Genomic DNA, 23,978 nt, shown 5'->3' with positions numbered 1-23,978 from the left:
GGCATCGCCCCGCCGCACGCGCGACATGTAGCCATAAACAATTTTTCGAAACTCCTCACGCGCGTCGGGTTTCAGGACCCGCGCGCTCTCGCGTTTGTCGTCGATGAAACGGCGGGCGAACATACCTTCATTACCGAAGGGGGTTTCGTGACCGCGCGCAACGGTAAGCAGATCGACCAATGAATAGAGGTCCCAGAGCCGATTTTGGATCGGCGTCGCCGTCAGCATCAGCACATAGCGAAAGCGGCGCTGCTGAAGAGCTCGATGAAAGACTTTTGCGACCTGCGGTGTGGGATCGACACCATAGAGATTGCGAAGCTTGTGGGCTTCGTCCAGCACTAACATGTCAAATCGGTCGTCGGGAATCTTGTCCAAATGCGAGCGAGCCGAATGATATGTCGTGATGACGGCCCCCACGTCGTTAGGTTCAGCGGAAACAAGTTTGCTTCCGGTGACAACCTCACCCGGGATATCGAACTTCGTCCCAAGCTCGTCTTTCCACTGAGGACCGAGCAATTTGGGAGCGACAATCAGGATCTTGGCAACGCGGTTTCTGGCGATAAGCTCGCTCGCCACAAGTCCCGCCGACACCGTTTTGCCGAGACCGACATCGTCCGCGAGCAGGGTAACCGGGAGGCGCCGACAAAAGGTAATGAGGTTTTGGACCTGGTGATGGAAGGGATCGAGGCGTTCCTTCCAGCGAAATTCCGATTTGAAATCGTCTCGGCTTTCAATCACGATCGGGTCGGTCAGACCCCATTCGAGCGCAGCCCGATAGACGGAATAGTCTTCTGGCGACTTCGCGCGCCGCAAAATCTTGGTCTGTAGCCCCTGCGCCGACGCCATGGCCCCCGTCCCCTTTTGCAACCAGAGTGACGCCAGGCTGGGACCACCGCAAGCCCTTCTTTCGCCAAACCTCCCAAAGACTTAAGTCTGCACGCCATACGGCCTCGTCCGTCGGCACAGGCGCGAGCCAGCGGCAAGCGGTGCTCGCGGCTTACAGCGCGCTGTATGACTAAGGAGCACGCTTAGCGCCCTGGGTGGCCGCTCGGATGGCGCCTAGCAATCAAGTTCTGATCCGCTCCTAAACCAGATTCAAGCCGCTTTGCGGTTTTGCAAGCGCCAATGGGTCTCAAGCTTGTCGCAGAGTTGCTTTTGGCGAGCCTCAACGATGGTAGGCGTCCAATCGTTGTGTTCCAGAACTTGCGTTGTGAGCACGAACGGCGACACACCGTCTTTTGAGAAGTAGGCCTTCTTTTTGCGGTCGAAATCCCAGTTGCTGGCAGAGGCGTTCTTCTTTCTGGTCAGGAGAGCCAGATTCCCGAGCGAGTGGACAACTTCAACGCGTTTTTGCGCATCAGGAAACCACTCAGCCCACTTGCTGTCGGCTTTGAGATTCTGTGGCAGCACGTGCTCAACAGTGATCGTGTCGTAATCGTAGCTTGCGCCTCCACCGGACATAAGCGCATCCAAGCGAAGTAGCACGGCAGAGCGGGCGCGAGCGGCCAGAGTGTCGTATAGAGGCCCGCTCAAGACCTTGTACGTGGCTGCTTGTTCAGCCTGCGAAAGCTGTAACGCGGATTTTGCGTTCGCAAGATCGTCGCCATTCTCGACTTCTTTAGTAAGGCGGGAAAACTTTTCTATACGGTCATTGATGCTGCTCTTGCGGATCAACATCGAGTACGCGAGCCGCTCCAGGTCCCGGAAGAAGGTCTCCATCTTCTTCGGCTGACTGCGATGGCGCACCGCGAAAGCCAAAGCAGGCGGTAGCCAATCGTTGAATTCGAGGCGATTAAGCCATTTCAAGTGTTCATTGACGATTTCCGCCCTTTCCGAGCTGACGTAGGCGGAGTCCGTCAATTCCGCGAAAACCTCGCCGATGGGAACGATGACGTCGTCGATCAGTTGCTTTGGCTTGTAAGCCTGAGCAACGTGCTCTTTGAATTCCTTGAGAACCGTCCCCTTTGGCTTCGCTTTGCGATAGATCATGCGGATGAGACTCAAAAGCTCGCTGAACTGATCGCGACCTAACGATTCTTCCAAATCTTCCCACTTCTTGGTGTACGCGTCCCGCTGGCTGTCCTCGATCGCGCCGACAATCTCGGCCTTTAATATGTCGCCCGGCGCAAGCGGCAAGCCACGGCTGTTGAGAATGGAGAAAATGCGATACGCGGAATCAAGGTCAGGGGTCGAGACCACGACAAGAAAGCATCGTGTCACCATAAATTGCGCAAGAGTCAGGCGCTCAGCGACCGTCATCTCTTTCAGCCGCTCGTCGAAGTAAAGAGCATTCCTGCGCAGGTTTTGGCGACTGTCCGAACTTTGTTCTCCTAAAGCGATGAGCTTGGCAAAGCCGCCCTCCCGCTGAACGTAGGTTTGGAAAAATTCGAGGTCCCGGGATCGCAGAGCCAGCCGAAACCGGTCTTGCGTGCCCAGGATCTGACTGCCTTTTTCATAGATGAGCTGCGTGATGTCGCGGCCTTCTTCTGCCGATAGGTTGGCCCGGATTGCTGAAAGTAAGAGCGTGATCGTGGTCAGTCTCTGCTGGCCGTCCACGACCTGGCAATCGGGAATAGTTTCGGGCTTGATCAGAACGATGCTTCCGAGAAAATAGGGAGAATACTCTTCGCCGGGCTCTTTGGCCCTAGCTGCATCCCAAAGGTCGTCCAGGAGGTCGCGCGCCTGCTCAACCGTCCATGCGTAGGGCCGCTGGAAGCCGGGGATTTCAAAAACGTAGTCACCGCCGAAGATTTTCGAAACTGGCTGTTCGTGCGCTGAAAGTGGTGAAGCCATTAACTCTTCTCCCAAATGATGGGAACATGGCACCCAATACCAGGGGTTGTCGAGGCTCATTTCCACAAGTCCTCAGACTTGCACTTCCGTGGTGGCGCCTATCCGAGGGCTATCGCTCTTGAAGAAATCAGTCAGTTGGCATTGCAGTGGGACAGCAAGCCGCGCGAGATCGGCGGCGGATATGCTGTTGATGCCTTTCTCGTACTTTTGGATTTGCTGGAACGTCACCGCCAGGTAGCTGCCAAGCATGCGATCTCGATCGACGAGAACCGCGCCGACTTCAAGCGCGTCGGCTGGTCGCCTACGGCAGAGAAGCAAGGCAACGCGAGGCACGGCAACCTCTATTTCGAACAGGTCTGGTTCCCGGGTGTGCTGAACTGGCTGCTCGCCGGAGCCTCGCTCATCCCGGGCGGCCTGAAACACGACGGCAGTGTCCTACGGCTGTCACCCGATCCCGCCGGCCTCCAACACAATGAGCAGGCGTTTCCTCAAGGCCGGAGTTCGCGAGCTTCCTTGATCCGAAGACTGAGGAGTCGAGATCACCCATGCACAAATCGGCCTATCGGCGCTTCGAGGCAGGATCGGTTCTCCTCTATGACCGCATCGCCGACGACATAGAACAGAAGTGGGAAAATGCTCGCTATGTCGGGCGGCTCTGACCCAGATAGAAGAAAGTAGATCACAATGCCGAGAGTGGACCCGCCGATCGGCCGCCAAAATCACCGTTTGAAAAACCGTTTTAGTTCGGTCTTCTCAAACGGTTTCTCTTGCTAAGGTCTTGATTTGTATGGTGGGCGCACCAGGGCTCGAACCTGGGACCCGCTGATTAAGAGTCAGCTGCTCGAATCCGAAGAAGCGCATTGTTTGTCGGTTTTGAGTAGCGATGCAAGCTCGCGTCGGAAGCTAAGACGGCCACGCGACGAGAACATCACCTGACACTAGGGCAGATCCCACAACGGGAAGCGTAGCATCAGCGCTCTTGATCCTTCGTTCTTACTTGCCTTTCACGACGCGCCTGGTCGTTGTCGGTTCCAGCTTGGGCGCGCTCCTGAACGGAAGCTAGAATATTCGCCCGCGGGAACGAATGCCCCTTCTCAAGATGTTCGGCGATCCGCTCCTTGGCGAAAGCCATGATGCTCCGACGAGCATTCTCATCGCGCGGCAGCGCGCGTTCGACGAGCTTGTTGATGAGGACAATCTGGGATTGGGCCGCGAGCAGGTCGGAATCATGGGCGGCTGCCGTCCGCTCTGGACGGCGTGCCTCCACCGTTACACTCCACGTGTTGCGCCACATCTGGCGCCGTTCAATGCCAGCGGCTCCTGTGGCGGCGTCTATGGAATTTATCGCCCTCATGACTGGTTCAACGCCATCCCTTCGCAGAGAGATGCGGTCGCCAGGCCTGGCGCCACTGTCTGCGACGTCAGTTACAACTCCGACGCCCCACACCTGATGTCGGCGGCCATCGTCCAGTTCGATGGCTACATAGGTTGATGGCTCCGCGTCGGGACGGTTGCGGTAGGGGCCAATACCGACGTCCATCAGACGTCCGGAAACGCCGTTGTCGTAATCGAGCCTATCCGCCTGGGTTGACCTGTCGGAGGTCGAGCGAGCCCCTACATCCTTGGTCTGGGCGCGGGCTCGATCCCATGCGGCTCGTCGGTCAGCGAGCGCCTGGCTATCAAGCTCGTTTGGCTCATAACCCTTCACATCCATCCCGCGCGCGCCAGCCTCGAGCCAGGCCTGGCGTCGGAACTCGACGGAACCACGGACGTGAAGGGCCTCCCACTGGCGATGTTGTGCCACGCTGACCATGTCCCGGATCACCTCAGCGGCAGCTATGCGGGTGACGAGGCGATCGTCAGTGGCCTTGAACGCGAGGTACTCTTTCCGCTCATCGGCATAGAGCCGTGCTTCGCGGCTAGATCCATCCTTTTCGGAATCACTGGTCACCAGGTAATATTTGCGGCGGATGCGATCCGGGAGAGCATTGTCGAGCGGTTCCGTGGAGGAGGACTTGTCAGTGGCTGGCTCGCTCCCGGAGTCGTCGCCCCTCTTGTCTCGGTTGGAAGCGTCCGCGGCGCGACGTTGCCGTTCGAGGCTGAACTCGTTGCTGTCATCACGTGTGTGGTTCATGCTGCTGCTCGTTCCGCTTGCGGCCGGGCCGTCGCGCCGGCGGGATAGCCTGGGCGTCGATATAATTCAGAACCCAGGCCTTCATGTCGTCTTCGGAAAGGCCTTCGAGGTCGACATTCACGTCACCGAAATCGAAACTGGCACCGGCCGGCATCGTGGAGGGATCGGCGACCTCATCGTCGGTCATGGGCCGCGACCGGAAGACTGCGCGCAATTCCGCTATTTCAGAGCGCAGCTCCTTGATTTCGGCATCGAGCAGTGCGTTTGAGCGTCCCTTGGGTAGTTCTGGGGCTGGTGCCGGCAGCAATCGCTCCAGAAAAGACTTGTCCTCGTAATAGATGATCTTGTCGGCGATGATGGGTGGAATGCCCGTGCCGAGAATGAAGGCCTTGGATTTCGGAAGAAGCTTGAGCTCTTGCGGTAGCATCAGAGCGCGACGATGCTCGGAGACGGTCTCGCTGATCGCGCGCATCGCCAGCCCTTTCGGCCCACTGCGACTGCGCGCGTTCACGGTCTCGTAGCCGATGCGCTCCGAGAGCTCATTTGCCACGTCGTGCTCCTTCGGAGCAAACACGACCTCGACAGCGTGATTGGTCATGAAATTGCGGGCTGCATCGATCCCGTAGATCGCGCGTAGCTGCGCCGGGCTCTGGATCACCGTGAGAAGGCGGATGCCGTAGCCGGCGATGAAGGCGACCGATTTCGCCAGCACGTTGACATTGCCCAGCGCTGGAAATTCGTCCAGCAAGAGCAGCACCTTGCGAGCGAGTTTTGGGTTTTGTTCGGGTAGTTCGCGAGTGTTGAGGTCGACCACCTGCTGGAAGAAGAGATTCAGGAGCGGCGCCATGCGGTCGAGATTGTCAGGCGTCACACCAAGATAGATTGACATGGGAGTTTGGCGGAGCTGCCGCAGATCAAAATCATTGGCCGACGTCGCAGCATCGATGCGGGGATTGAGCCAGAGACCGAGCCGCGCCGTTACGGTCTTGCGCACCGAGTTCAAGGTGTTCTCGGACGCGGCGAGGAAATCATTCAGCGCCGTGATACAGTTCCGCGACAGCGGGGAAGGACCCGCCTTGCGATCGCCGATGATCTTGTCGAAGTGGGCTTTGAGGTCCTGAGTCGCCGATAGCTGGCGCAGGATCTCGCCGATCGTCAGTGGCAAGCCCGGCGTTTCCGCGACATAGCCGCCGATCGCCACAAAGGATGAACGAGCCGCCTCGAACCAGAACGGGTCGCCGCGGCTCTCAGCCGGAAACAGCATCACTGCGATGCGCTGCAGATCGTCATAGAGATCGGTGGGATCGCTGCGCACATAGCCCAGCGGATTATAGCGCGCGGTGCGACCGTTCTCGTCGAGCGGATCGAACAGATGGACCTCCTGTCCGTGGCTAAAGCGAAAGCCGGCCGAGCGATCCCAATTCTCCTTCTTCACATCCAGCGCAACAACTGAATCGGGCCAATTAAGCAAATTTGGAATGACATAGCCGACCCCCTTGCCGGCGCGGGTTGGGGCGTAGAGGAGGACATGCTCCGATCCGCCAAAGCAGAGCAATTTGCCGTCCTTTCGGCCGAGCAGCAGGCCTTCCTCCGATCGCAGGCCTGCGGCCCTAATCTCCCGCTCGGAAGCGAAACGGGCCTTGCCGTGAAGGGGAAGCGGGCGCTGCCGGAGAATGGCACCGAGCAGACCAAAGACCACAATCAAGCCGGCTAGAGTTGACAGGGTTAGCCAGCGGTCGAAACGCGGGTCAGCGCCATAACGCGGCCAGCCTGTGGCGATCTCCGACCAGTGAAAGCCGCCATCGTGAAGCCTGAGCCCGAGCAGCAGAACGTTGGAGGCGACTAGCAGGAACACTGCGGCGGCCGCGAAGGCAAGCGCCGTGCCCTGGGCCGCCTTAACGGGCGTGGTCGCGCTTGCGAACGGGGTCATAGTAGATTTCCGAGATGCGGTAGCGGCCATTACGCTTCTGCATCTGGACTACTATGTCGACGAGATGCAGCAGGAGCGAACGAATATCGTCGCGATGAAGGTCACGTCCCTCCGCACTCTCCTTGACCAGCAAGGTCATTTGTTCGAAGGCAAGGCGGGCGCTGTCTGCGTGAACTGTCGTGATCGATCCTGGGTGCCCCGAATTCACATTCCTGAGATAAAAGAAGGCGGTGCCGTCGCGCAGCTCCTGCAGCAGAATGCGGTCAGGCCGCATGCGCAATGACGATTCCAGGAGTTCGCGGGGGCCGATCCTGGCGACACCCTGCCCATCCTTGGCATAGAGCAGCCGGACGCAATTCTGATGCGGGATCATCAGCTCAGCGGTGTCTTCGATGGTGATGAGCCGCTCGTGCTCCGGGATCGCAGCAATCAACGCTTTGGACAGAGTGGTCTTGCCCGAACCGGTCGCGCCCGAGATCAGGATGTTGCGGCGCGTGCGCACCGCAAGCTCGAGAAATTCGCGCCACTGGCCTGCTTCCTTCAGAGCAAGAAGTCGATGTTCGTCGGCATCGAGCTCGTCACTGGCGGAGCGGACGTCATCAAACAGCTCTGCCAGCTCAAGGGTCCCCAGGTTCATGGTCATTGTTGAGGGCTTGCGGATAGTCAGGCTGATCGTATCCGCCGGGACGGCGGGTGGCATGACGATCTGACAGCGCTCGTCGCCGATCAGGCTGGTTGAGACCACCGGGTATTCCGGCCCTATATCCTGTCGGGTGTGGCTGGCGGCTGCGGTTGCAAGATGTGAGAGGTAAGTTTGCGTGAGGGCAGCTAGCTCATGCCGGGTCCAACCGTGAGGCCCCTCCACGAAAACTTCGCCCGGACGGTTGACGACGATTTCGGTGAGGGTGTTGTCCGACAGGTACGGCGCCAGCGGCTCAAGGTAGCGCGCCAGCACCAACCGTCCGCCATCATGATTGACCGATGCGCCTGCGCTCATTTCGTCACCACAGCAGAGCCAACGATGCCTCCGGGGAGGGTGCGGTCGAGGATCTGGGTGCGGTTTTCGATCCGTTTGAGTTGGTAGACCGACGAGAAATCGAGGTCGCGTGCGACAAAGATGTTCACGAGCTCACCCTGGTTCTTGTTCAGCGTCGGCGGGATGTTGATTGACTGCTCGACGGCGATGCCGGCGGCGGTGTTTGTCGCGCCAGCGGTGTTGTTGATCTGGATCGAGCCATCTTGCAATTGCTGGCGTCCAATGGAGGAGGCATCGCCAACGATCGACAGCAACAGCGCCGAACCGAAGCGCTCCCAGAAATGCGTGTCGATGTCGCCGTCGAACCCTGCGCGGCCGAGCGCATCCGTGGCAGGGGAGGCCAGCGCCACGATCACTCCTGTCGGCGTCTTGGCGCGCGCCCATAGCACAAACATCCGTTTGGAGCCGCGCCGGACATTGCCACGATATTCCCCGACGACTTGCGTGCCTTTTTCCATCAGCACCACGTTGCCGGAATCCGACATCACATCTCGCAACACGACACAGGAGACGAAGCCCGCCACATCCGACGTCATCGCGGTCTCCAGCACGCAAGGGATCGATGTGCCCTGGGTGACCAGAAGATTGCGATTGGGAAGCCGGGCCGCGCGCACGCCTTCGATTGGCGTGGGTTTCAACTTGTCCGCAAGCTCGTTGCGTGGCTCGGGCCGCCCAAAATCATAGGGATCGAGAGCACCGCTTGCGGTCTGGCCGTCACGGGGCGGACGCCCCGATGCGACCGGCCGGTTATAGGCAAGCACCGGCGCGCGCCGCGCGCTTTCGAGCATTTGGTCCGCGGCGGGTACGGCGGCCGCCGGTGTGACAGCAATAGGTGCGACCGGAATGGACGCGGTGGTGATGGGTGCGGCAGGTGGCTCCGCGGCGGGCTCGAAGGCGGCCGCCTGGCGGATCATGAGTTTGCGGGCGGACTCGCCGACCGGCTTGTCGCTTTTCCAGGTGCCCCAGATGATCAGAAAGGCGAATGCGGTCAGCGCGAGCGCGCCGAAACCGCGCTTGAGCATCGCTGCTCGACCATTGTCCCCTCCTCCCACCGGGGTAATGCCACGTTCGCCGGCAAGTATCTCGTTCTCATGCTCGGTCATGTTGTGCCCGCCTATCGTGCCCTTGTGGTTGGAGATGACCTCTTCGCCCGCCGCTCGACTGAGGGGCTCGTGGTGTTGGTACCGGGGTTGACCCCGACCGCATCGAAGGCTTCGTTGAAGATGCAGAGCACGATGTCGCCCTTGCGCAGCCGAAACTCGCGAGCTGTTGCGTGGACCACCACCAGCTCGCCGCGGACATCCTTAGGGACGAGACTTTCAGAGCCGTCCGAGTTGATCAGATAGATCGCCGGGGTCTCGCGATTGCCTGCGAAGCGGAACGTGGTCTCCTTGCCATCGTCGAAGACGGCTTCGGGTTCGAGGTCGATCGAGCCCTGGGCCGAAAAACGCCAGTTACGCGCACCATAGGCATGATGCAGGTCAAAGGTCTGATCGATCAGGGCGCCTTCCCGCTCGGCGCCCCGAGCGGCCGCCTCAACGCGCCGGCGCTCGATTTCGTCGCCGGGATAGGCAAAACGGACGACGAAGTAGCTGTCCGCGAGCGTGGTCTCGGCGATCGACAGCTCAAATTGATAGGAGCGCTTGCGCCCGTCGGGGCGGGTGGTGACGACCTGCAGATTGGTTGGTGGATGTTTTTCGCGGGGCTTGAGGAAGAGAATCGAACCTGCAGGCGCAACCTCCCATGCGATGGCGTCGCCGATGGCGACATGCGCTATCTCCTCGTCATCGGCAAACACGACCTGGGTCGAGGCGCGGATGACGCCGTTGAGGCGGACCACATTGGCTGGGTCATAGGTCACAGTGCGCACGCGTGCATCGTGTTGGCCAGGTACCGGCTGCTGCAGCGCCAGCACGGGCCCGACACATCCGAGAGCCGAAATGATCAGAAGCGCGAGACGTTTCATGGCACGACCTCCGGATCGGCGCGATATTCCGAAACCAAGAAGCCGAGCGGATTGATCAGACGGTCGGCGGACGACATCGGCGCGTTGGCGTAAGTGAACGTCAGGGTCGAGACCCAGTGAGTGATGTGGGTTTCCTCGCCCTTGCGGGTCTCTTTCATGAAGCGCACGGACGCGACATTGTCGGCCAGGAGAGAGATCGCTTTGATCCGGACCGTGGCAACCCCGAAGCGGCCCTGAACGACTTGCGGGCTTTCAGGATTGGAGCCGCGGTACCAGGCTGCGAAGCGAGCTTGCTCGCCCTGCCCCGAAAGCAGCGAAATCGTCCGAAAATTGGTTTCCGCCTCCGGATAGCTGTAGCCTTCCCGCGCGCGGACGTAGCGTCCAAGGAAATACTTGGTGACGGCTTCGTCGTAGCGTGCCGGAGTGGAATTGAGGGCCGAGACGGTGTCGACAATGCCTGTGGCATTGTCGACCCGGATGACGAACGGCTCGACCGTTTTCAACGGCGCCAGCGCGGCGACCGCACCGACTGAGGCCACCGCCATTGCGCAGGCGCCGGCGGCAACCACCCAGGCTGTGCGCCGCGAGCGATGGGCCGACAGAAGCAGATCCTGTTCCCATCGCCGCGCATTCTCGAAATAGCTCTTCAGATCATCCTGCCCAACCATCTCACGCCTCCTTGCCACAGGCGCGATACGAGGCTGCAATGTTGTCCCAGCGTCCGAATGCGGCGAGATGGGTCGATGTTGCGGACGGCTTGCCCTCACCCTTCCGGACAAGGGGTGCGGATGGCTCAGCCGGTGGCACGGGTGTTGCTGACGGCGCGCCGGACTCCCAATCCCAGAGCGAGCGATTGAGCGGCCGCCGAGCCAGGCCATCACACGACGGTGGCCCCTTTGACCAGTTCGCGCAGCCGCCAAGCTGCCATGCAATGATGCAGATGATGAATAGTCGACGCCACATCGTTCTGATGCCCCTGTCTTTATCGTCGCCTGATGCCGGCGATCTTGGCTTACCTCGTCGAGGTCCCCTGGGATTGAGCGCGCCGCATGCTGCCGCCTTGACGACTGGCTCTGAGTGCGGCGAGGCCGCGGCCAGCTGACCACCGAGCGCCGGCGTAGGCACCCCCGGCGGCGGCCGTGGCATTGGCGATCATTGGGTTTGTGACCAGTCGGCTTGCAAGCGATGCGCCGCCGCCGGCGAGACCACCTGCGATGATCGGCAGCTGAAGCGCGATGTACCCGGACAGGCCCAACACGGCACTGATGGCGACCGCGGCGACCATCATCTCACCCGCCGTCCCTGCATTAGCCGCGAATCTGTCGATGAAGCCGCTGAGAGTGGTCAGCATCAACCCGACCAGAGCGACCACCAGGACCAGAAGGATCACGAAGTTTGCGAGCTGCCGAAGCCAGGCTTCGGTAAACGGGCGCGTTGCCTCAAATAGTCCCATTGCAATGAAGATCGGGCCGAGCGCGATGACGACGCCAAGACCCACTTTGGCGTAGAGGAGGATGGCAAACTGCAGAAACGATCCCACCGCCACGAAGACCAGCAGAATGGCCGCAATGAGAGCGGGTGCGACGTTGGTCAACCCAGCCTGCTCATAGATCTTGTTTGCGATGCCAATTCCTTTAGACAGGAGCTGGTCGAACGGTGCGCCCGAACTGGTGTTCAGTCCTGACCCCGCTAACGCATTGCCGATTTCTTTCGGTAACGAATCGAAGAACAGACTCGTGACGTATTGCTGAAACGCGCTGGAATTCGTCGCCAGCAACACCACGACCACGATCCGCATCGCCCGCCAGGCGAATTCCATAATCGGCTCAGAGATCGCGCCGCGCATTACCGCAAAGCCGTACAAAATGACGTATAGCATCACGGCCGTCCGGAGAGGCCCGTCAACGTAGGAAGCGAGATTCGACACGGAGGTCGACACAAACGCTGTAATTGGCTGTTCGAATTCCTTCAGGAAGCTGTCAAAGACGTTTATGGCCACGCGGAAGATTCCTTACTTCAGGGCGTCTTTCATCTCTTGGATGGTGATCTTGTTGCGGGCCTCATTGGCATTCATGCAATTCGGCGTCGTCCCAAGTGCTCCAGGATCATCGCGGCACGCCTTGAGCGCCATCGCAAGCTCCTCCCGATGATCTAGGAACCAGCCGACGGTTTTCGATTCTTGGCCCTTTTGGACCTCGTTGCAGCCCGTAAGAGCCGCAGCGACGGTGAGGAGAAGAGTCGCAAGTCGAGTCGTCATTGCAGGGCCGCCTTCATTTCGTCGATCAGCTGTCTCTGTTTCTCCCGCTCCCGCTGACCATCCATGTCCATGCGGGCCTGCTGGATCATCGCCAACCCCTGCATTCGGAGCACGTCGTTCTGGAGCAGCGCCTGTTCGGCCTGCAGCCGGGCCGAGAGATCGAGCACTTCCTTGGCGTCGCTCGCCGAGCTAATGCGGGCCCTGAGCTCCTCGAGGGCATCGATCCGCTGCGAGGCAGTGTCGTACACCGCCTGGCCCAGGGAGTGTTTCGCCCCGGTCTGCCGTGCGATCCGGTCGAGCTCGCTCTGGTAGTACGAGTTGCCGCTGTTGCCGGAATACGCGCGATTCTGCGAGAGATAATGATTGATCGCGTCGGCGAAGTTGCCGCCGCCCTGCCCCGCAACAAGACGTTCGATGTCCGAGAACTGTTGGGGCAGGACTTTCCGGAACTGTGGCGTGTTCAGGAGCGCGCCGATGTCGTTGGCGTTTGTCCGCTTATTGAAACTGTCATAGAGCTGCTTGGCTTGGCTCAGTTGATCCTGTGCGACCTTGAGCTGAGATGTCAGGGTGTCGACCTGCTTCTTCAGCTCCGTCAGCTGCTCAAACTGGCGCGCATATACGCTTGGGTCGAACACGATCTCCGCCCCGGCCGGCGAAGCCGTCAGCAGGGTGACGACAGACAGGCAGGCGAGAGCCGCCGCCATGCGTTGAACCATCATTGGGCCCTCCTCCGCTCCGCGTAAAATACCGGCAGCCATTGTGCAGGATCGTCGCCGACCTGCTTGCGAATGCGGTCCAGTAGCTCGACCGTTTCCGTACGCCCCGACAAGACGGCAAGCGCGTCGTCGAAACCGGCGAGGTCAAGTTCGGCTACTACCGAGTTGTGCCCCTGTTTGACCAGAAAGCGCCGGCTTTCGGGCGCGAGCTCCTCCCTGATCAGGCGAAATTCCGTGTCGGTCAGATGGAAGCCATCGACGTAGTCCGAGCGCGTGCCCCGCGCATTCGGCAGGAAGATCTGGGTCGGGCACTGTTCAACAATGGTGTGTGCGATTGGCGATGCCAGCGCGTCGCGTGGCGACTGGGTGCCAAACACCATGACACCGTTCTGCTTGCGGATGGTTTTCAGCTTGTTGCTGGCGAGATCACGAAAGGCCTCGTCGCCAAGTGCCTTCCAGAATTCGTCGATGTCGATGATCAGGCGACGCCCGTCGATCAGCCGCTCCACGCGATGGAACAGATACATCATCAGCGGCGTGCGCACCGTGGGATGATCCAGGAGATCGGTCATGTCGAAACCGATGAACCGGGCATCTAAGCCGATAGCGTCTTGATCGCCATCGAGCACCCAGCCAAAAGGAGCGCCCCGGCACCATCGCTCGAGCCGCGCGCCAATGCCCTCACGATCCTGTTGGCCAAGAAAGGCCCGCAATGTCCCGAACGATCGCTCTGATTGCCGCAGCTGACCGAGCGCGCGCAGTCCAGAATCAATTCGTTCCTCTTCGATCACAGTGAGCGGGCGGTCGTCCGGCGTGACGAGTTTACGGACAAGTTCTCCGAGGAATGAGAGATTTGCTGGCGTCAGCTCCAGCGCCTTGAGCGGCGCGCACCCGGTCGGGGCGCCATTGTGGAGCGTTAGATAGGTCCCGCCAACTGCGCGGACGAAAATCTCGGCGCCACGGTCCTTGTCGAAGAAGACGTAGGACGCGCCTAACCGCTCGGCCTGCGACAGCAGAAAGTTCTGCACGACGGTTTTGCCGGATCCTGAGGGGCCGCAGATGAATGTGTTGCCGAGGTCGCCGTGATGAAAAGAAAAGTAGAACGGCGAGCCGGACGCGGTCTTGAGCATCGCAACCGCCGGTCCCCAATGGTTGCCAGCGGGCCGTCCGGTCGGATAGGTATGGAACGGTGAGAACGCCGCGAAATTCCGCGAGTTGATCGCGCCAGTGCGTGCCCGATATTTGAACAGTCCGGGCAGCTGGGCCCAATAGGCCGCCTCAAGTCCAAGATCTTCTCGGGCGACCACCGCACCCGCATCGGCCAGTGCGCGTCGTGCCACGCTCATGTGATCCTGCAGCTGTGACGGCGTATCTGCGTAGACCAGGAGCGAGAGGTGATGGTCTCCAAGCACGAACCGGTTGGACTCGAGATCGTCGAGCGCGTCGGAAAGCTCGTCGATCTGCGAGGCGGCCGGATCCTGTGCCGAAACTAGCTGGTTCTGCTTGCGCGTCAGGACCGCCTTGGCGTCCGCCTTGGCCAAAAACGCGAACGATTGCGTGACGATAAGCTCAAACGGCGCCGAAAGCAGCGCGTTCAAGAGACCCGGCCGGGTGGACGCCGGATATTCCTTAAGGCCGAACATGCCGGCGAACCGCGATCCGCCGGCGCCGCGGATTTCGAGGGCTTCGCGGCCGAAAATGACACGATTTGAATAGAGTGCCGGGCCGATCGGCCCTTGCGGTAATGGCATCGCCATCCATTCCCTGGAGGCGAGCGCGTGGAGCAACTCCATCGGTTCTGAGAACGTGATCCCGTCGCGCTCAAACAATCCAGCCGCACGGGCGCCGTAACGGTCGAGTGCCGCGACGATGTCTCGCGTGGCATCGTCAAGCCGCTTCAGGGTGCCGCTGTCCACCTCGGCGGAGTTCCGTGAGCTTCGGCCAAGTCGCCGAAAGAATTCGGCCGCCGTATCCGTTGCCGCCCGTCCGGGATGACAAACCAGGGTAAGGTAGAGATCGTTGCGAAACAGCGCTTCCTTGCAAAGTCGTTGGCGATATTCTGCGTCAAGTGCCGCTGCAAAGGTCGACCGGAAGGTACCGTCCGGATAGACCGACGTCCGGCGGCGCACCAGGTGGCTCCAGAGCGCCAGCTGCGGATCCGCAATATTGCGCAGCGTGAGATTCAGCTTGCTGTGAAGATCGTTCAGATCCGATGTCTCGGCAGTCTCGAACGAGGTGCCGTCGATCCGGATCACCGTCAGCAGGGCTCGTGTTGTAAGACTGATTACTGTGTCGGTCACATGCCGGCTGAACGGCAAGTAGACGTCGGGCTCGATCTCCCGGCTCTTAAGCGCCCTATTGCGCATAACCGAGCCCCCTTGTTCGATGGCTCCGGACGAGTTTGAGCGGCGTGCACGACGAGCCGCCCCAGAATGCGGCGTTGCGCGCGCGGCCTCGGGTTTCGATCCAGGCAAGCAGGATCCGGAACATGTTGGGGTCGTGCCGGCAGATGATGCGGCAAAGCCCATGGATCGGAATTGCGACCAGGCCGTAGACGATGCTCCCGGCCACCAGGAACAGGATGCAGGAGAACATCACGTTGAGCGCCATGGCTTCCATGGTGACACCGGCGACCATGGCGGGACGTGTACAGGCGAGGAACAAGGTATCCTCCGTGAGACGCGCTGCCTCGATCATCAATGGCCGCCGGTCAAGGTCGAGACCACTTCGGAAGCACCGAACGTGATGGCGACGCCCAGCACGACATAAGCGGCCTTGCGCAGATCGAGATACCCGAACATCCATGCGATGCCGACGATAATGACCGCCAGCGTTGCCAGCAGACGAGCAACGTTGCCGGTCAGCATGTTGACGATGTTCTGCAGCACGCCTTCGATGTTCGCGGTCTGCGCCAGCGCCGGCTCGACCAACGCGATGCTGAGGACGGCTCCCATGCAAAGGAGAGCAGCGGAGTGTTTAAGAGGAGAAGTCATGGCATGGCTCCGATTGGCACCGCAGCCGGACCCGAGCCCGGACCACGGTATTGAGTTGAGGGGGAAAACGACGTTTTCTCATCGTTCGTAGACGAAGGCTGACGTGCCTCGTCCCGAGTGATAGACGTCCCAGCGCGGGTGCTCACTGGCAGAGGTTGCGGGTGGATTGATTGTCGTATCGCCGCTGGGGCGGTTACGGCCGGTGGTCGCCGTCGGCTGGATGCCAGCCTCGGAGGCTCGGCTGGGAGATTTGGACGCAAAGCTCCCAACAACCTCGGCAGTCGCCTGGTCGTGATTTGCGCTTTTGATGCTCGCCGCTTGCAGGCGCAGGTCGAATAATCTGCCAAGGCCAGCAATGTGCTGGCACGGATCGAAGGTGGTGGCAGCCGTCAGCCCTGCCTTCTTTGTATCCTCGGCATCAAGTTGGGCGAGACCGGTTCGGACCTGCTGGCCGCTAGCGATGGCTTCGGTTGCGAGCTGGATGGCTTCGTCACGATCGGTCGCCTGAATCGGAATCGGTTTGCGCCCATAAATGGTGATGAGCAGCGGCTCGAATGAGCTCGCCTGCCGCACGATGGCGGTCAGCGGCCGGGCCATTGCGGTCGGGGCGCATCGTTCGACCAGAGCTGCGAACGCAGCGGGATCCATGGTAAGAGCCTTGTCAGGAGCTGATGACGTTCGGTGTTAGGCAGCGATCGCCACGTTTGATGGCGCCTCAATTACACGGCCCGAGAACTGCCCAGCCGCTCGGATCGCGCCGAGAGCCTCACAGGAGATCGGCAACAAGCCGGCTACGGCATTGGTCGAGCCGATTTGGCGGGGCAAGCCGAGGCGATCGAGATGCCATCCGGCCCGACGCAGGATACGTTCCATGCGCAGATCAGTGACGGTTGCGATGGCCTGAAGATTGTGCTGCTGCCCCCATTCAAGCATGGCGGCAAGCAGCAGGAACGTCGCTTTGCGCAGCCCATTCTCTGCTGTTGCCGCCGCACTCTTGGTGTCAACGCAAAAGCGCGAGCTCTCCCAAATCGTGGTCGCTTTCGGAGCCGGGTTGCCATCAAGCAACACTGGGAACGTATCGGCGAGCATGTTGCGCCCGGTGGTGGGGAGCAGGCGAACACACCCAACAACGTCACCCTGTTCCAGCGCCAGGAGATAAGTCGGATTGAAGGTGTCGTACTGATCGATCTCCAATCCGTTGGAAACAGAGACGTCCCAGTCGAGCCGGTCCTTGAATACTCGCCCTCGTAGGCGATGCATTCCTGGCGCTAGTTCGGAGTCCTGCAGGAGGGCCGCACGGCTACGCACAATGACCTTCATTCTTAACCTCAAACTTACGAATCACAGCTTCGAGATCAAGAAAGCAGCCACGGTCATGCCGTTGCGCTGTCAGTTCTGACAGGGAGAGTTTGGAATCGTTCTTGCCGCAAAGCTGCCGCAACGTCGCAATAAATGCCTGCACGTGGAACGCGAATCGTTAGAAGTTTCGCGTTGTGGGGACTTAAGAAACGACTGAAGTGGCGCAATGAAAGATGTCAAAAGAGCATGCGATGAATTTGTCGATTGTCTTCACACTGCTCAAACAGAAGATGATTTTCGACGTGTTGCGGAACGAGCCGCGCACGCTTTGGGGTTCCGATGGTTTGCTTATTTTGGCCAGCGCTCAAATGGCCGCAATCTGATCTCATCCTATCCAAAGAGCTGGATCAGCCACTATTTTCGGGAGGGCTATCACAACATCGATCCCGTTCTTCAGGAGCCGCGAAATACGAGCCGAGTATTGCTGTGGGATGGCCGCGAGGCGCGAAGCGCAAGATCACCGAAAGAGCGCCGTCTGTTTGACGATGCATTAAGTTTCAAAATCAGGACCGGCCTGACCGTTCGCATTCCCTCGAGTCAAAACCAGTTCGCGGCGTTTACGCTGGCGGTCGACGAGCGCAGCCTTGGACTCGATCGTTTCATGGAGACCTCACAGGACATTTTGAAAACGGTGGGTCTCACCTACCATGCGCATGTGAGTGCCAAGATTGGACGCGCCTCGGCAGAAAGGGAAATCATCAACCCGCTGACGCAGCGCGAACGGCAGTGTCTCGCCTGGATCTCCGATGGCAAGACGATGCAGGATATTGCCCAGCTCCTTGGCGTTAGCTCGCGGGGTGTGAAGTTTCATCTGGACAACGCCAGGCGCAATCTTGCTGCATTGACCCTCCCGCACGCTGTGGCGCTCGCGTTTCGTCAGGGATTGCTCCCGTAATGCAAAACAGCTGTCCGGCTTGTAAGAAGTTCCAAGAGTGACGGTTCAAGCTGGATGGCCACGTCAGGCGGTTGCATTCAAGGCGCGGGATTTTTGGGCACATAACCACGGCTTTTTTTGCGGGCGAGCCAAGCCTCGAGCGCTTCGACGGCCTGGACCCTTCCAGCAAACAGATCCATCCGCCGGCGGCCGCGTTGGCCGAGACGCCCCCATTCGCGCACCAACGCCGTATCACCGAACAGAGTCGGTTCGATCGTGAGGACATAGAACCTGGCCATATTGCAGGCCGGATCGCACCGTTGGAGCACGAGGTATCGCACCGTGAGTTCGGACATGCGTAAGAATCGCAACTGTCGGAACCACCGTCCAATTAAGTTATCGAATCGATCATGCGGCTCGATTCAGAAGTTTAATACCGGTGATGACAGCCATTGAGGTGTTCAGCGATCGGACTCGGAAAATATATCGGCTGTTGTGCGCCTCTGGCTGCGAAGAAAGCGGGCGTCGCCCTGCGGGCCGGGCTGTTGGCTACGCTGAAGCCCCCGCGTAGCGGGTCTTCCCCCTTACGGGCTGCCATCCCTGACGCGAAGCGGCCGGAGTCCCCGAACAAGCCAACTGCCGAGCCTATCGGAACCCGCGTATAAGCGTCGGACCTGAAACGCAAGCGACGCCTTTGGCCGCGAGGACATCGAACGGCAGCGGAAAATTTGCGGAGCAACCGCCAGGCGGCCAAATCGAGTTCGCTGCGGACAAAACGACGGCGGCTGTTCTCGCAGTCAATCAGAGACTGCATCCGCAGGCTGAACCATGTGCATTTCGGCTCACTTGCTTCCGGTGAAGTTCCAATCCCGCTCTCGAATGGGCTTTCCTTGGTTCTGGTGCGGCCTTCCACGATCAACCCACAAGGGGTTCGCTACGCAAGCGTGCGACCTCTCCGGCTTCGCCTTCGAGGTGACCGCAGCCGCCCCCGAACACGTCGGCGCCTGTCGAGCGGGGATGGTCCCCGCCGCAAAACGGGAGCCTTCAATGTCGCACAATCTCGCCCTCGCTCAGAACCACGCCTTCGATCTGGCCCGCACGCTGATGGTGCCTGTCATTCTTTTCCAGACTGAGAGCGAGTTCGGCGTGATGGTCTCCAGCGAATATGACGGCGACCAGGACGCCATCGTCCATGATTATGATCCCTGGCAGATTATGGACAGCTAAGGACTGTCGGCTGCGCCAAATCCTTGATGTGCCGAGCCTGTCGCCCGGCACATTCCGGTTGAACTGCACATAATCCGGAGCCCTGCTACTCCCAACAACGGAGATCGAGCATGCCCGTACCTGTACGCCTTCAACTCAGGACTGAAGATCCGGACAATGTTCTTTGGCCCATCATGGGCCTCTACACCGACTACCTTGTCCGCGGTCGCTACGGCGCAAAGCGTCGCCGTCGATATACCGCCTCAGCTCTTCACTTTGGCGACTGGTTGCGCAATGAGGGCGCAGGACCAGGCGACATCGACGAGACTCGGATCGGCAGCTTCCTCATCAACCACCTGACTACCTGTTCGTGTGGACATCCGGTCCCGCGCGGTCTCATCCTCAACAGGGCGGCGCTTAACAACCTGCTCCGCGTGCTGCGCGCGCACAACATTGTCGCGGCACCAGCGCCCGATGCGATCGAAGTGGAACTCGCCCGGTTCGACGCTAAGATGAACGAGATTTGGGGACTGACGCAGGGCACGCGTGATCACCGTCGCCGCATCGTCCGACGTTTGCTCCGGGAACAGTTTGGCGCAGGACCGATCGAGTTAGGTGCGCTCACGCCCAATGCCGTTCGCGCCTTCGTACTCGGTGGCGCCGGATGGAGCACCAGCACGATCCGTGTCATGGGTGGGGCAGTCCGCTGCTAGCGCACTGCTCGGCGACGACGTTGCTCATCTCCACAAAGCGGTGCCGCGCCCCGCATTCTGGCGGGATGCCGAGCTCCCGGAGGCCCTGTCGGGAGCCGATGTCGAGCAGCTGTTCTCGGCCTTTGACCGGCCTTGTCCGTCACGCCGACGAGGCTACGCCATCGTGCGATGCCTGGCCGATCTTGGCCTGCGTTCAAGCGAGGTTATCCGGCTGACCCTTGATGACATCGGCTGGGACGAAGGCGTCATAAGGGTGCCCGCCGGTAAGGCTCGGCGATCCGACATACTTCCGCTCTCGCCTCCGACCGGCGAAGCGATCGTCGATTATATCCTCAACGAGCGACCCGCGACTCCTCGACGCGAGGTGTTCGTCCGCCATGTCGCGCCCCTCGGTGAACCGGTTGGTAGACGTGTCGTGCAGAAGACACTCCACGCCGCCTACGCTCGGCTCGGTTGGGACCGGAGTCGCGTTCACATTCTCCGGCACACGCTTGCAAGCCGGTTGGTCAACAACGGCGTGCCAATGAAGCAGATCGCTGACGTTCTACGTCACCGCAGCATCGTCACCTCCGCGGGCTACGCGCGGGTCGATGTCGCACGGCTGTCGGCTGTCGCGCTGCCCTGGCCGGGAGCGATCGCATGAGCGTCCCTGTGACAATGCTCGCGCGCGCCGAGGCCTACCTCGCCGAGCGCCGCCGACTCGGATTCGTGCTTGACCGGTCGGGTAGCCTCACGCGGGCCTTCGCCCGCTTCGTCGACGCAAGCGGCCACGAAGGTCCGCTTACCTCCGCTATTGTGCTGCGCTGGGCGAAGGAGCAGGCGATGCATGCCGATCCCTTCACTTGGGCGCAGCGACTCAACGTACTCCGACCATTCGCGCGTCACCTGGCTGACGCCGAATCAGGAACCGCGTTCCCCGAAAGGCGCGCCCTTCGGGCGTTCGAAGCGCCGGGTGTCGCCACACATCTTCACGCCGGCCGAAGTGGACAGGATCATTGCAGCCGCGCGTGCCCTTCCGCCTGTGTTCGGTGCCGGTCCAGCCTCGCTTCCAACAGTACTTGGCCTGCTCGCCGCTACGGGCCTCCGCATCTCCGAGGCGTTGAGTCTCCAGTGTGGCAGCCTCGATGAGGCTGCAACCCGGGTCACGGTGAAGCACTCCAAGTTCGAGAGGACACGCATGGTACCGTTGCACCCGACCGCGACAGCGGCTTTGCGAGATTACCTACGCACGCGAGCGAGGCTCGGCCCGATCGACCATTCCGCGCCGTTATTCCTCGACGAGCGCAGTGGCGAGGCTCTGGGCTACCGTGCCGTGCGCCGCGCATGGCTCCGACTGACGGCAGACGTCGGCATCGTGCCGCGCGGGGGCCACCGGTTCGTCCGTATCCACGATCTGCGGCACACCTTTATCTGTCGACGGCTGATGCTCTGGCAGACCGAAGGTGCAGACATCGACAACGCAATGCTGGCGCTCTCGACTTACGTCGGCCACGTCAATCTCGGCGACACCTACTGGTACTTGCAGGCTGTGCCCGAGCTCATGGCGCTTGCCGGAGGCCGCTTCGAGGCACTCGCACCGCAGTTCAGGGAGGTGTGTCATGACTAACATGATCCCCTCGTTCCCGATGCTCCTCCAGCGCTTCTTCGTCGACTATCTTCGCCAGCAGCGAGCGGTCAGTCCCAGCACACTCGCGGCTTACCGTGACACGTTCAAGCTGCTGCTGGCCTTCTCGCTGAAGGCGATAGGCAAAGCTCCGACCGACCTCGCTCTCACCGACCTGAACGCGACGCTAATCCTCTCCTTCCTAGATCACCTCGAGGGCGAGCGAAAGAACAGCGTGCGGAGCCGTAACGCGCGCCTGTCGGCGATCCGTTCCTTCCTGAAGTTCGCTGCCCACGAGGATCTGACCTCGCTTGCGGTCATCGAGCGCAGCCTTGCTGTCCCGCAGAAGCGTCACGACAAGGCCGTACTCGGCTTCCTGTCCCGGTCCGAAATGGATGCGATCATCGCGGCACCGGACTGCGCGACATGGGCCGGGCGGCGCGATCAGGCAATGTTCATGCTCCTCTACAACACCGGCGCCAGAGTATCCGAAGCGATTGGCCTGCGGGTCGGTGACGTGGTGCTGGACGTCTCGCCAGTGGCACACCTCCATGGGAAGGGAAGAAAGCGACGAAGCGTTCCACTCTGGAAGGCGACCGCCACGACGCTCCGACAGTGGCTTCGCCACCTGCCGGACACCGGCCCGCAGGGGTATCTGTTCCCGAGCAGCGCGGGCAAACAACTGTCACGCTCGAGCGTAACCCAGCGGCTCGCACAGGCGGTTGCGCAGGCGACGTCCAAGCTTCCTGCTCTTGCGGAACGGGCGATCTCGCCCCACACGATCCGCCATACGACAGCGATGCATCTGCTGCAGTCGGGCGTGGATATCACAGTTATTGCACTGTGGCTCGGCCACGAGCATCCGAGTACGATGCATATCTACATGGAGGCGGACCTCAAGATGAACGAGGAGGCATTGAGCCGGCTCCAGCCGATCGCCGCTACACCAGCGCGGTATCGCCCACCGGACCAACTCATGGCCTTCCTCCAGTCGCTGTGATTATGCGCAGCCCGATCCCGCGTCGGGCTGCGTTCTCACAGGCGCCTCATTCGGAACTGCTCATAATCTGCCAGGGATCAATAATCATGGTTATGCTCAGATCTGCATAACCATGAATACGACCCCTGGTGTCCGGCTCATTGAGCCGGGTGACCGGCTGCCGCTGGCGCCATGCCGCGTGCAAGGGAAGCTTCGCCGCGAGCAGTCATCTGACAAATTCGACAGCTTGTCCGCGCGCCCTTGCGCCCGGCAGGCTTCGCGGCCGGTCTGGGATGTGCCGCAAGGCCAGGAACAAGTGAGACCAACAGAAGAAGGGGCCGGACGTCGTCTGCGCAACGCCGGTGCAAGCAATGAACAAGAGAGCAATCGAAGATCTCCGCGGGAAGGTTGGCTGCGGAGCCCTGCTGGAGAAAGACGGCTGGAAGGTCGACCTCAAGGAAAGTACCAGGCGTGCGATCAAGTATCGCCGCGACACCAACATCATCATCGTCATCCACCAGGGCCGCGGCTGGTTCGATCCCTTGTCGCCGGCGAAAGGGGACGTATTTTCGCTCGCCGAACATCTCGGTGCCGATGGCTTCGTCGAGGCATATGACCGTGTTGCGGATGTGGTTGGCTTCGTCCCCTGCGCACCTGCGTGGCAGCGCCCGGCAAGTCCTAAGGCCCTCGCGTCAATTGTAAAGCGGTGGGGACATCGCTTCAGGCCGCGCCCCGGCTCGCCAGCCTGGCGCTATCTCACCGGCGAGCGCAGGCTGCCGGCAGACATCGTGAAGCAGGCGGTCACTAGCGATCGGTTGCGAGAGGGCCCCCAAGGCAGCATGTGGGCGGCGCATACTGATTCTGCTGGCACGCTCACAGGCTGGGAGGAACGTGGACCGGCATGGCGGGGCTTCGCCACGGATGGCGGCAAGGAGCTTTTTCGCTTCGGGTCGGAGGAGGCCGAGCGGATTTGTATCACCGAGGCGGCCATCGACGCCATGAGCCTCGCCGCGATCGAGGTCGCGCGTGCTGACACCCATTATGTCAGCACAGGCGGCGGCTGGTCGCCCGCGACGGATGGAGCCATCCGCCGCCTTGCCAAGCGCGCCAACGTTTTCCTCGTGGCAGCAACCGACAACAATCGGCAAGGCGACATCTACGCCGACCGTGTTCGTGCCATCGCCGCGGATGCAAGTGCGCCGTATGCCCGATTGCGGCCGTGCGCCGGCGACTGGAATGAGGATTTAAGGGCCTGACGGCTACCTGTTGATGTGGTTGGCAAGGGCGATGTGCAGGCTGCGTGCTGACGCTGCGCCAAGGACTCTTTGTGTCTTTGATCCCACGGCGTTGAGCGAAGGGAAAAGGCGATCGAACAATGAGGGAGGAAAAAGAAACGGGAATGAAGCGCTGCCGCATGCC

Annotated in this window: 26 protein-coding genes; 8 read left to right on the top strand and 18 right to left on the bottom strand. The window is 60.7% G+C overall.

Annotation, left to right across the window (positions count from 1 at the left end; translation table 11 throughout):
• The 3 genes from ACM43_RS01420 to ACM43_RS01410 form a co-directional block, all read right to left on the bottom strand.
• Window positions 1–846, bottom strand: an 846-nt coding sequence (locus ACM43_RS01420) for an SNF2-related protein (protein ID WP_271537609.1), incomplete at its 3' end; no start/stop codon positions are given.
• 249 nt (window positions 847–1,095) lie between these two features.
• Window positions 1,096–2,853: a DUF262 domain-containing protein gene (locus ACM43_RS01415; protein ID WP_244429388.1), complete on the bottom strand. Its 1,758-nt coding sequence runs from the start codon at window positions 2,851–2,853 to the stop codon at window positions 1,096–1,098.
• 12 nt (window positions 2,854–2,865) lie between these two features.
• A complete protein-coding gene (locus ACM43_RS01410) occupies window positions 2,866–3,126 on the bottom strand; it encodes a hypothetical protein (RefSeq protein ID WP_420896278.1) in 261 nt (86 codons plus the stop codon).
• Between ACM43_RS01410 and ACM43_RS38715 the strand changes: the two genes are divergently transcribed.
• Window positions 3,007–3,411: a phospholipase effector Tle1 domain-containing protein gene (locus tag ACM43_RS38715; RefSeq protein ID WP_420896279.1), complete on the top strand. Its 405-nt coding sequence runs from the start codon at window positions 3,007–3,009 to the stop codon at window positions 3,409–3,411. The two genes, ACM43_RS01410 and ACM43_RS38715, sit on opposite strands and share 120 nt — an antisense overlap.
• A 352-nt stretch (window positions 3,412–3,763) precedes the next feature.
• Here the strand turns inward: ACM43_RS38715 and ACM43_RS01405 are convergent, their stop codons facing one another.
• The 14 genes from ACM43_RS01405 to ACM43_RS01340 all read right to left on the bottom strand — a co-directional run bounded on the left by ACM43_RS01405 (window position 3,764) and on the right by ACM43_RS01340 (window position 17,145).
• Complete coding sequence (locus ACM43_RS01405; protein WP_036029489.1) at window positions 3,764–4,927, bottom strand: LPD7 domain-containing protein; 1,164 nt, start codon at window positions 4,925–4,927, stop codon at window positions 3,764–3,766.
• Entirely contained in the window at window positions 4,911–6,857 is a 1,947-nt protein-coding gene (locus tag ACM43_RS01400; protein WP_036029491.1) for a type IV secretory system conjugative DNA transfer family protein, read from the bottom strand. The genes ACM43_RS01405 and ACM43_RS01400 overlap by 17 nt, the downstream gene beginning before the upstream one ends.
• Entirely contained in the window at window positions 6,823–7,854 is a 1,032-nt protein-coding gene (gene virB11 / locus ACM43_RS01395) for a P-type DNA transfer ATPase VirB11 (RefSeq protein WP_050996134.1), read from the bottom strand. The genes ACM43_RS01400 and virB11 overlap by 35 nt, the downstream gene beginning before the upstream one ends.
• Entirely contained in the window at window positions 7,851–8,996 is a 1,146-nt protein-coding gene (virB10, locus tag ACM43_RS01390) for a type IV secretion system protein VirB10 (RefSeq protein ID WP_271537597.1), read from the bottom strand. The genes virB11 and virB10 overlap by 4 nt, the downstream gene beginning before the upstream one ends.
• 11 nt (window positions 8,997–9,007) lie before the next feature.
• Window positions 9,008–9,859, bottom strand: coding sequence for a P-type conjugative transfer protein VirB9 (gene virB9 / locus ACM43_RS01385; RefSeq protein ID WP_036029530.1), 852 nt, complete (start codon window positions 9,857–9,859; stop codon window positions 9,008–9,010).
• Window positions 9,856–10,527, bottom strand: coding sequence for a virB8 family protein (locus ACM43_RS01380; protein WP_036029533.1), 672 nt, complete (start codon window positions 10,525–10,527; stop codon window positions 9,856–9,858). Before ACM43_RS01380 ends, virB9 begins: the two co-directional genes overlap by 4 nt.
• A gap of 344 nt (window positions 10,528–10,871) precedes the next feature.
• Window positions 10,872–11,858 (bottom strand): type IV secretion system protein, encoded by a 987-nt coding sequence (locus tag ACM43_RS01375; RefSeq protein WP_036029535.1) that lies wholly within the window; start codon window positions 11,856–11,858, stop codon window positions 10,872–10,874.
• 12 nt (window positions 11,859–11,870) lie between these two features.
• A complete protein-coding gene (locus ACM43_RS01370; RefSeq protein WP_036029538.1) occupies window positions 11,871–12,116 on the bottom strand; it encodes an EexN family lipoprotein in 246 nt (81 codons plus the stop codon).
• Entirely contained in the window at window positions 12,113–12,835 is a 723-nt protein-coding gene (virB5, locus tag ACM43_RS01365; RefSeq protein ID WP_036029542.1) for a P-type DNA transfer protein VirB5, read from the bottom strand. Before virB5 ends, ACM43_RS01370 begins: the two co-directional genes overlap by 4 nt.
• Window positions 12,832–15,198, bottom strand: a complete 2,367-nt coding sequence (locus tag ACM43_RS01360; RefSeq protein ID WP_036029545.1) for a VirB4 family type IV secretion/conjugal transfer ATPase — start codon at window positions 15,196–15,198, stop codon at window positions 12,832–12,834. The genes virB5 and ACM43_RS01360 overlap by 4 nt, the downstream gene beginning before the upstream one ends.
• Entirely contained in the window at window positions 15,188–15,529 is a 342-nt protein-coding gene (locus tag ACM43_RS01355; protein ID WP_036029548.1) for a type IV secretion system protein VirB3, read from the bottom strand. Before ACM43_RS01355 ends, ACM43_RS01360 begins: the two co-directional genes overlap by 11 nt.
• Window positions 15,529–15,825 (bottom strand): TrbC/VirB2 family protein, encoded by a 297-nt coding sequence (locus tag ACM43_RS01350; protein WP_036029551.1) that lies wholly within the window; start codon window positions 15,823–15,825, stop codon window positions 15,529–15,531. Before ACM43_RS01350 ends, ACM43_RS01355 begins: the two co-directional genes overlap by 1 nt.
• Before the next feature lie 78 nt (window positions 15,826–15,903).
• Entirely contained in the window at window positions 15,904–16,473 is a 570-nt protein-coding gene (locus tag ACM43_RS01345) for a type IV secretion protein (RefSeq protein WP_036029554.1), read from the bottom strand.
• 36 nt (window positions 16,474–16,509) lie between these two features.
• Entirely contained in the window at window positions 16,510–17,145 is a 636-nt protein-coding gene (locus ACM43_RS01340; protein WP_036029557.1) for an acyl-homoserine-lactone synthase, read from the bottom strand.
• 205 nt (window positions 17,146–17,350) lie between these two features.
• Here ACM43_RS01340 and ACM43_RS01335 point away from each other — a divergent pair, with 205 nt between their 5' ends.
• Complete coding sequence (locus ACM43_RS01335; RefSeq protein WP_036029560.1) at window positions 17,351–18,079, top strand: helix-turn-helix transcriptional regulator; 729 nt, start codon at window positions 17,351–17,353, stop codon at window positions 18,077–18,079.
• A gap of 77 nt (window positions 18,080–18,156) precedes the next feature.
• On the opposite strand, the gene ACM43_RS01330 is transcribed toward ACM43_RS01335, so the two are convergent.
• On the bottom strand, window positions 18,157–18,414 hold the full coding sequence (locus tag ACM43_RS01330) for a WGR domain-containing protein (protein ID WP_036029563.1): 258 nt from the start codon (window positions 18,412–18,414) through the stop codon (window positions 18,157–18,159).
• Between the two features lie 691 nt (window positions 18,415–19,105).
• Here ACM43_RS01330 and ACM43_RS01325 point away from each other — a divergent pair.
• From ACM43_RS01325 to ACM43_RS01300, 6 genes are all read left to right on the top strand, one after another.
• A complete protein-coding gene (locus ACM43_RS01325) occupies window positions 19,106–19,285 on the top strand; it encodes a hypothetical protein (protein WP_036029565.1) in 180 nt (59 codons plus the stop codon).
• 110 nt (window positions 19,286–19,395) lie between these two features.
• Entirely contained in the window at window positions 19,396–19,977 is a 582-nt protein-coding gene (locus ACM43_RS01320; RefSeq protein WP_202948150.1) for a hypothetical protein, read from the top strand.
• Window positions 19,895–20,620, top strand: a complete 726-nt coding sequence (locus ACM43_RS01315; protein ID WP_271537577.1) for a tyrosine-type recombinase/integrase — start codon at window positions 19,895–19,897, stop codon at window positions 20,618–20,620. Before ACM43_RS01320 ends, ACM43_RS01315 begins: the two co-directional genes overlap by 83 nt.
• A gap of 183 nt (window positions 20,621–20,803) precedes the next feature.
• Window positions 20,804–21,583, top strand: coding sequence for a tyrosine-type recombinase/integrase (locus ACM43_RS01310; RefSeq protein WP_081493029.1), 780 nt, complete (start codon window positions 20,804–20,806; stop codon window positions 21,581–21,583).
• The gene (locus tag ACM43_RS01305) at window positions 21,576–22,580 is read left to right on the top strand and encodes a tyrosine-type recombinase/integrase (RefSeq protein WP_271537575.1); all 1,005 of its coding nucleotides are present in this window, start codon (window positions 21,576–21,578) and stop codon (window positions 22,578–22,580) included. Before ACM43_RS01310 ends, ACM43_RS01305 begins: the two co-directional genes overlap by 8 nt.
• A gap of 350 nt (window positions 22,581–22,930) precedes the next feature.
• Window positions 22,931–23,815 (top strand): DUF3991 and toprim domain-containing protein, encoded by an 885-nt coding sequence (locus tag ACM43_RS01300; protein ID WP_036029575.1) that lies wholly within the window; start codon window positions 22,931–22,933, stop codon window positions 23,813–23,815.
• The last annotated feature ends 163 nt before the right edge of the window (window positions 23,816–23,978 follow it).

Source organism: Bradyrhizobium sp. CCBAU 45321 (assembly GCF_028128975.1).
Taxonomy (GTDB): Bacteria; Pseudomonadota; Alphaproteobacteria; order Rhizobiales; family Xanthobacteraceae; genus Bradyrhizobium; species Bradyrhizobium yuanmingense.
Note: the sequence above shows the minus strand (reverse complement) of the source record. Positions and strands in the feature narration are given on the sequence as shown.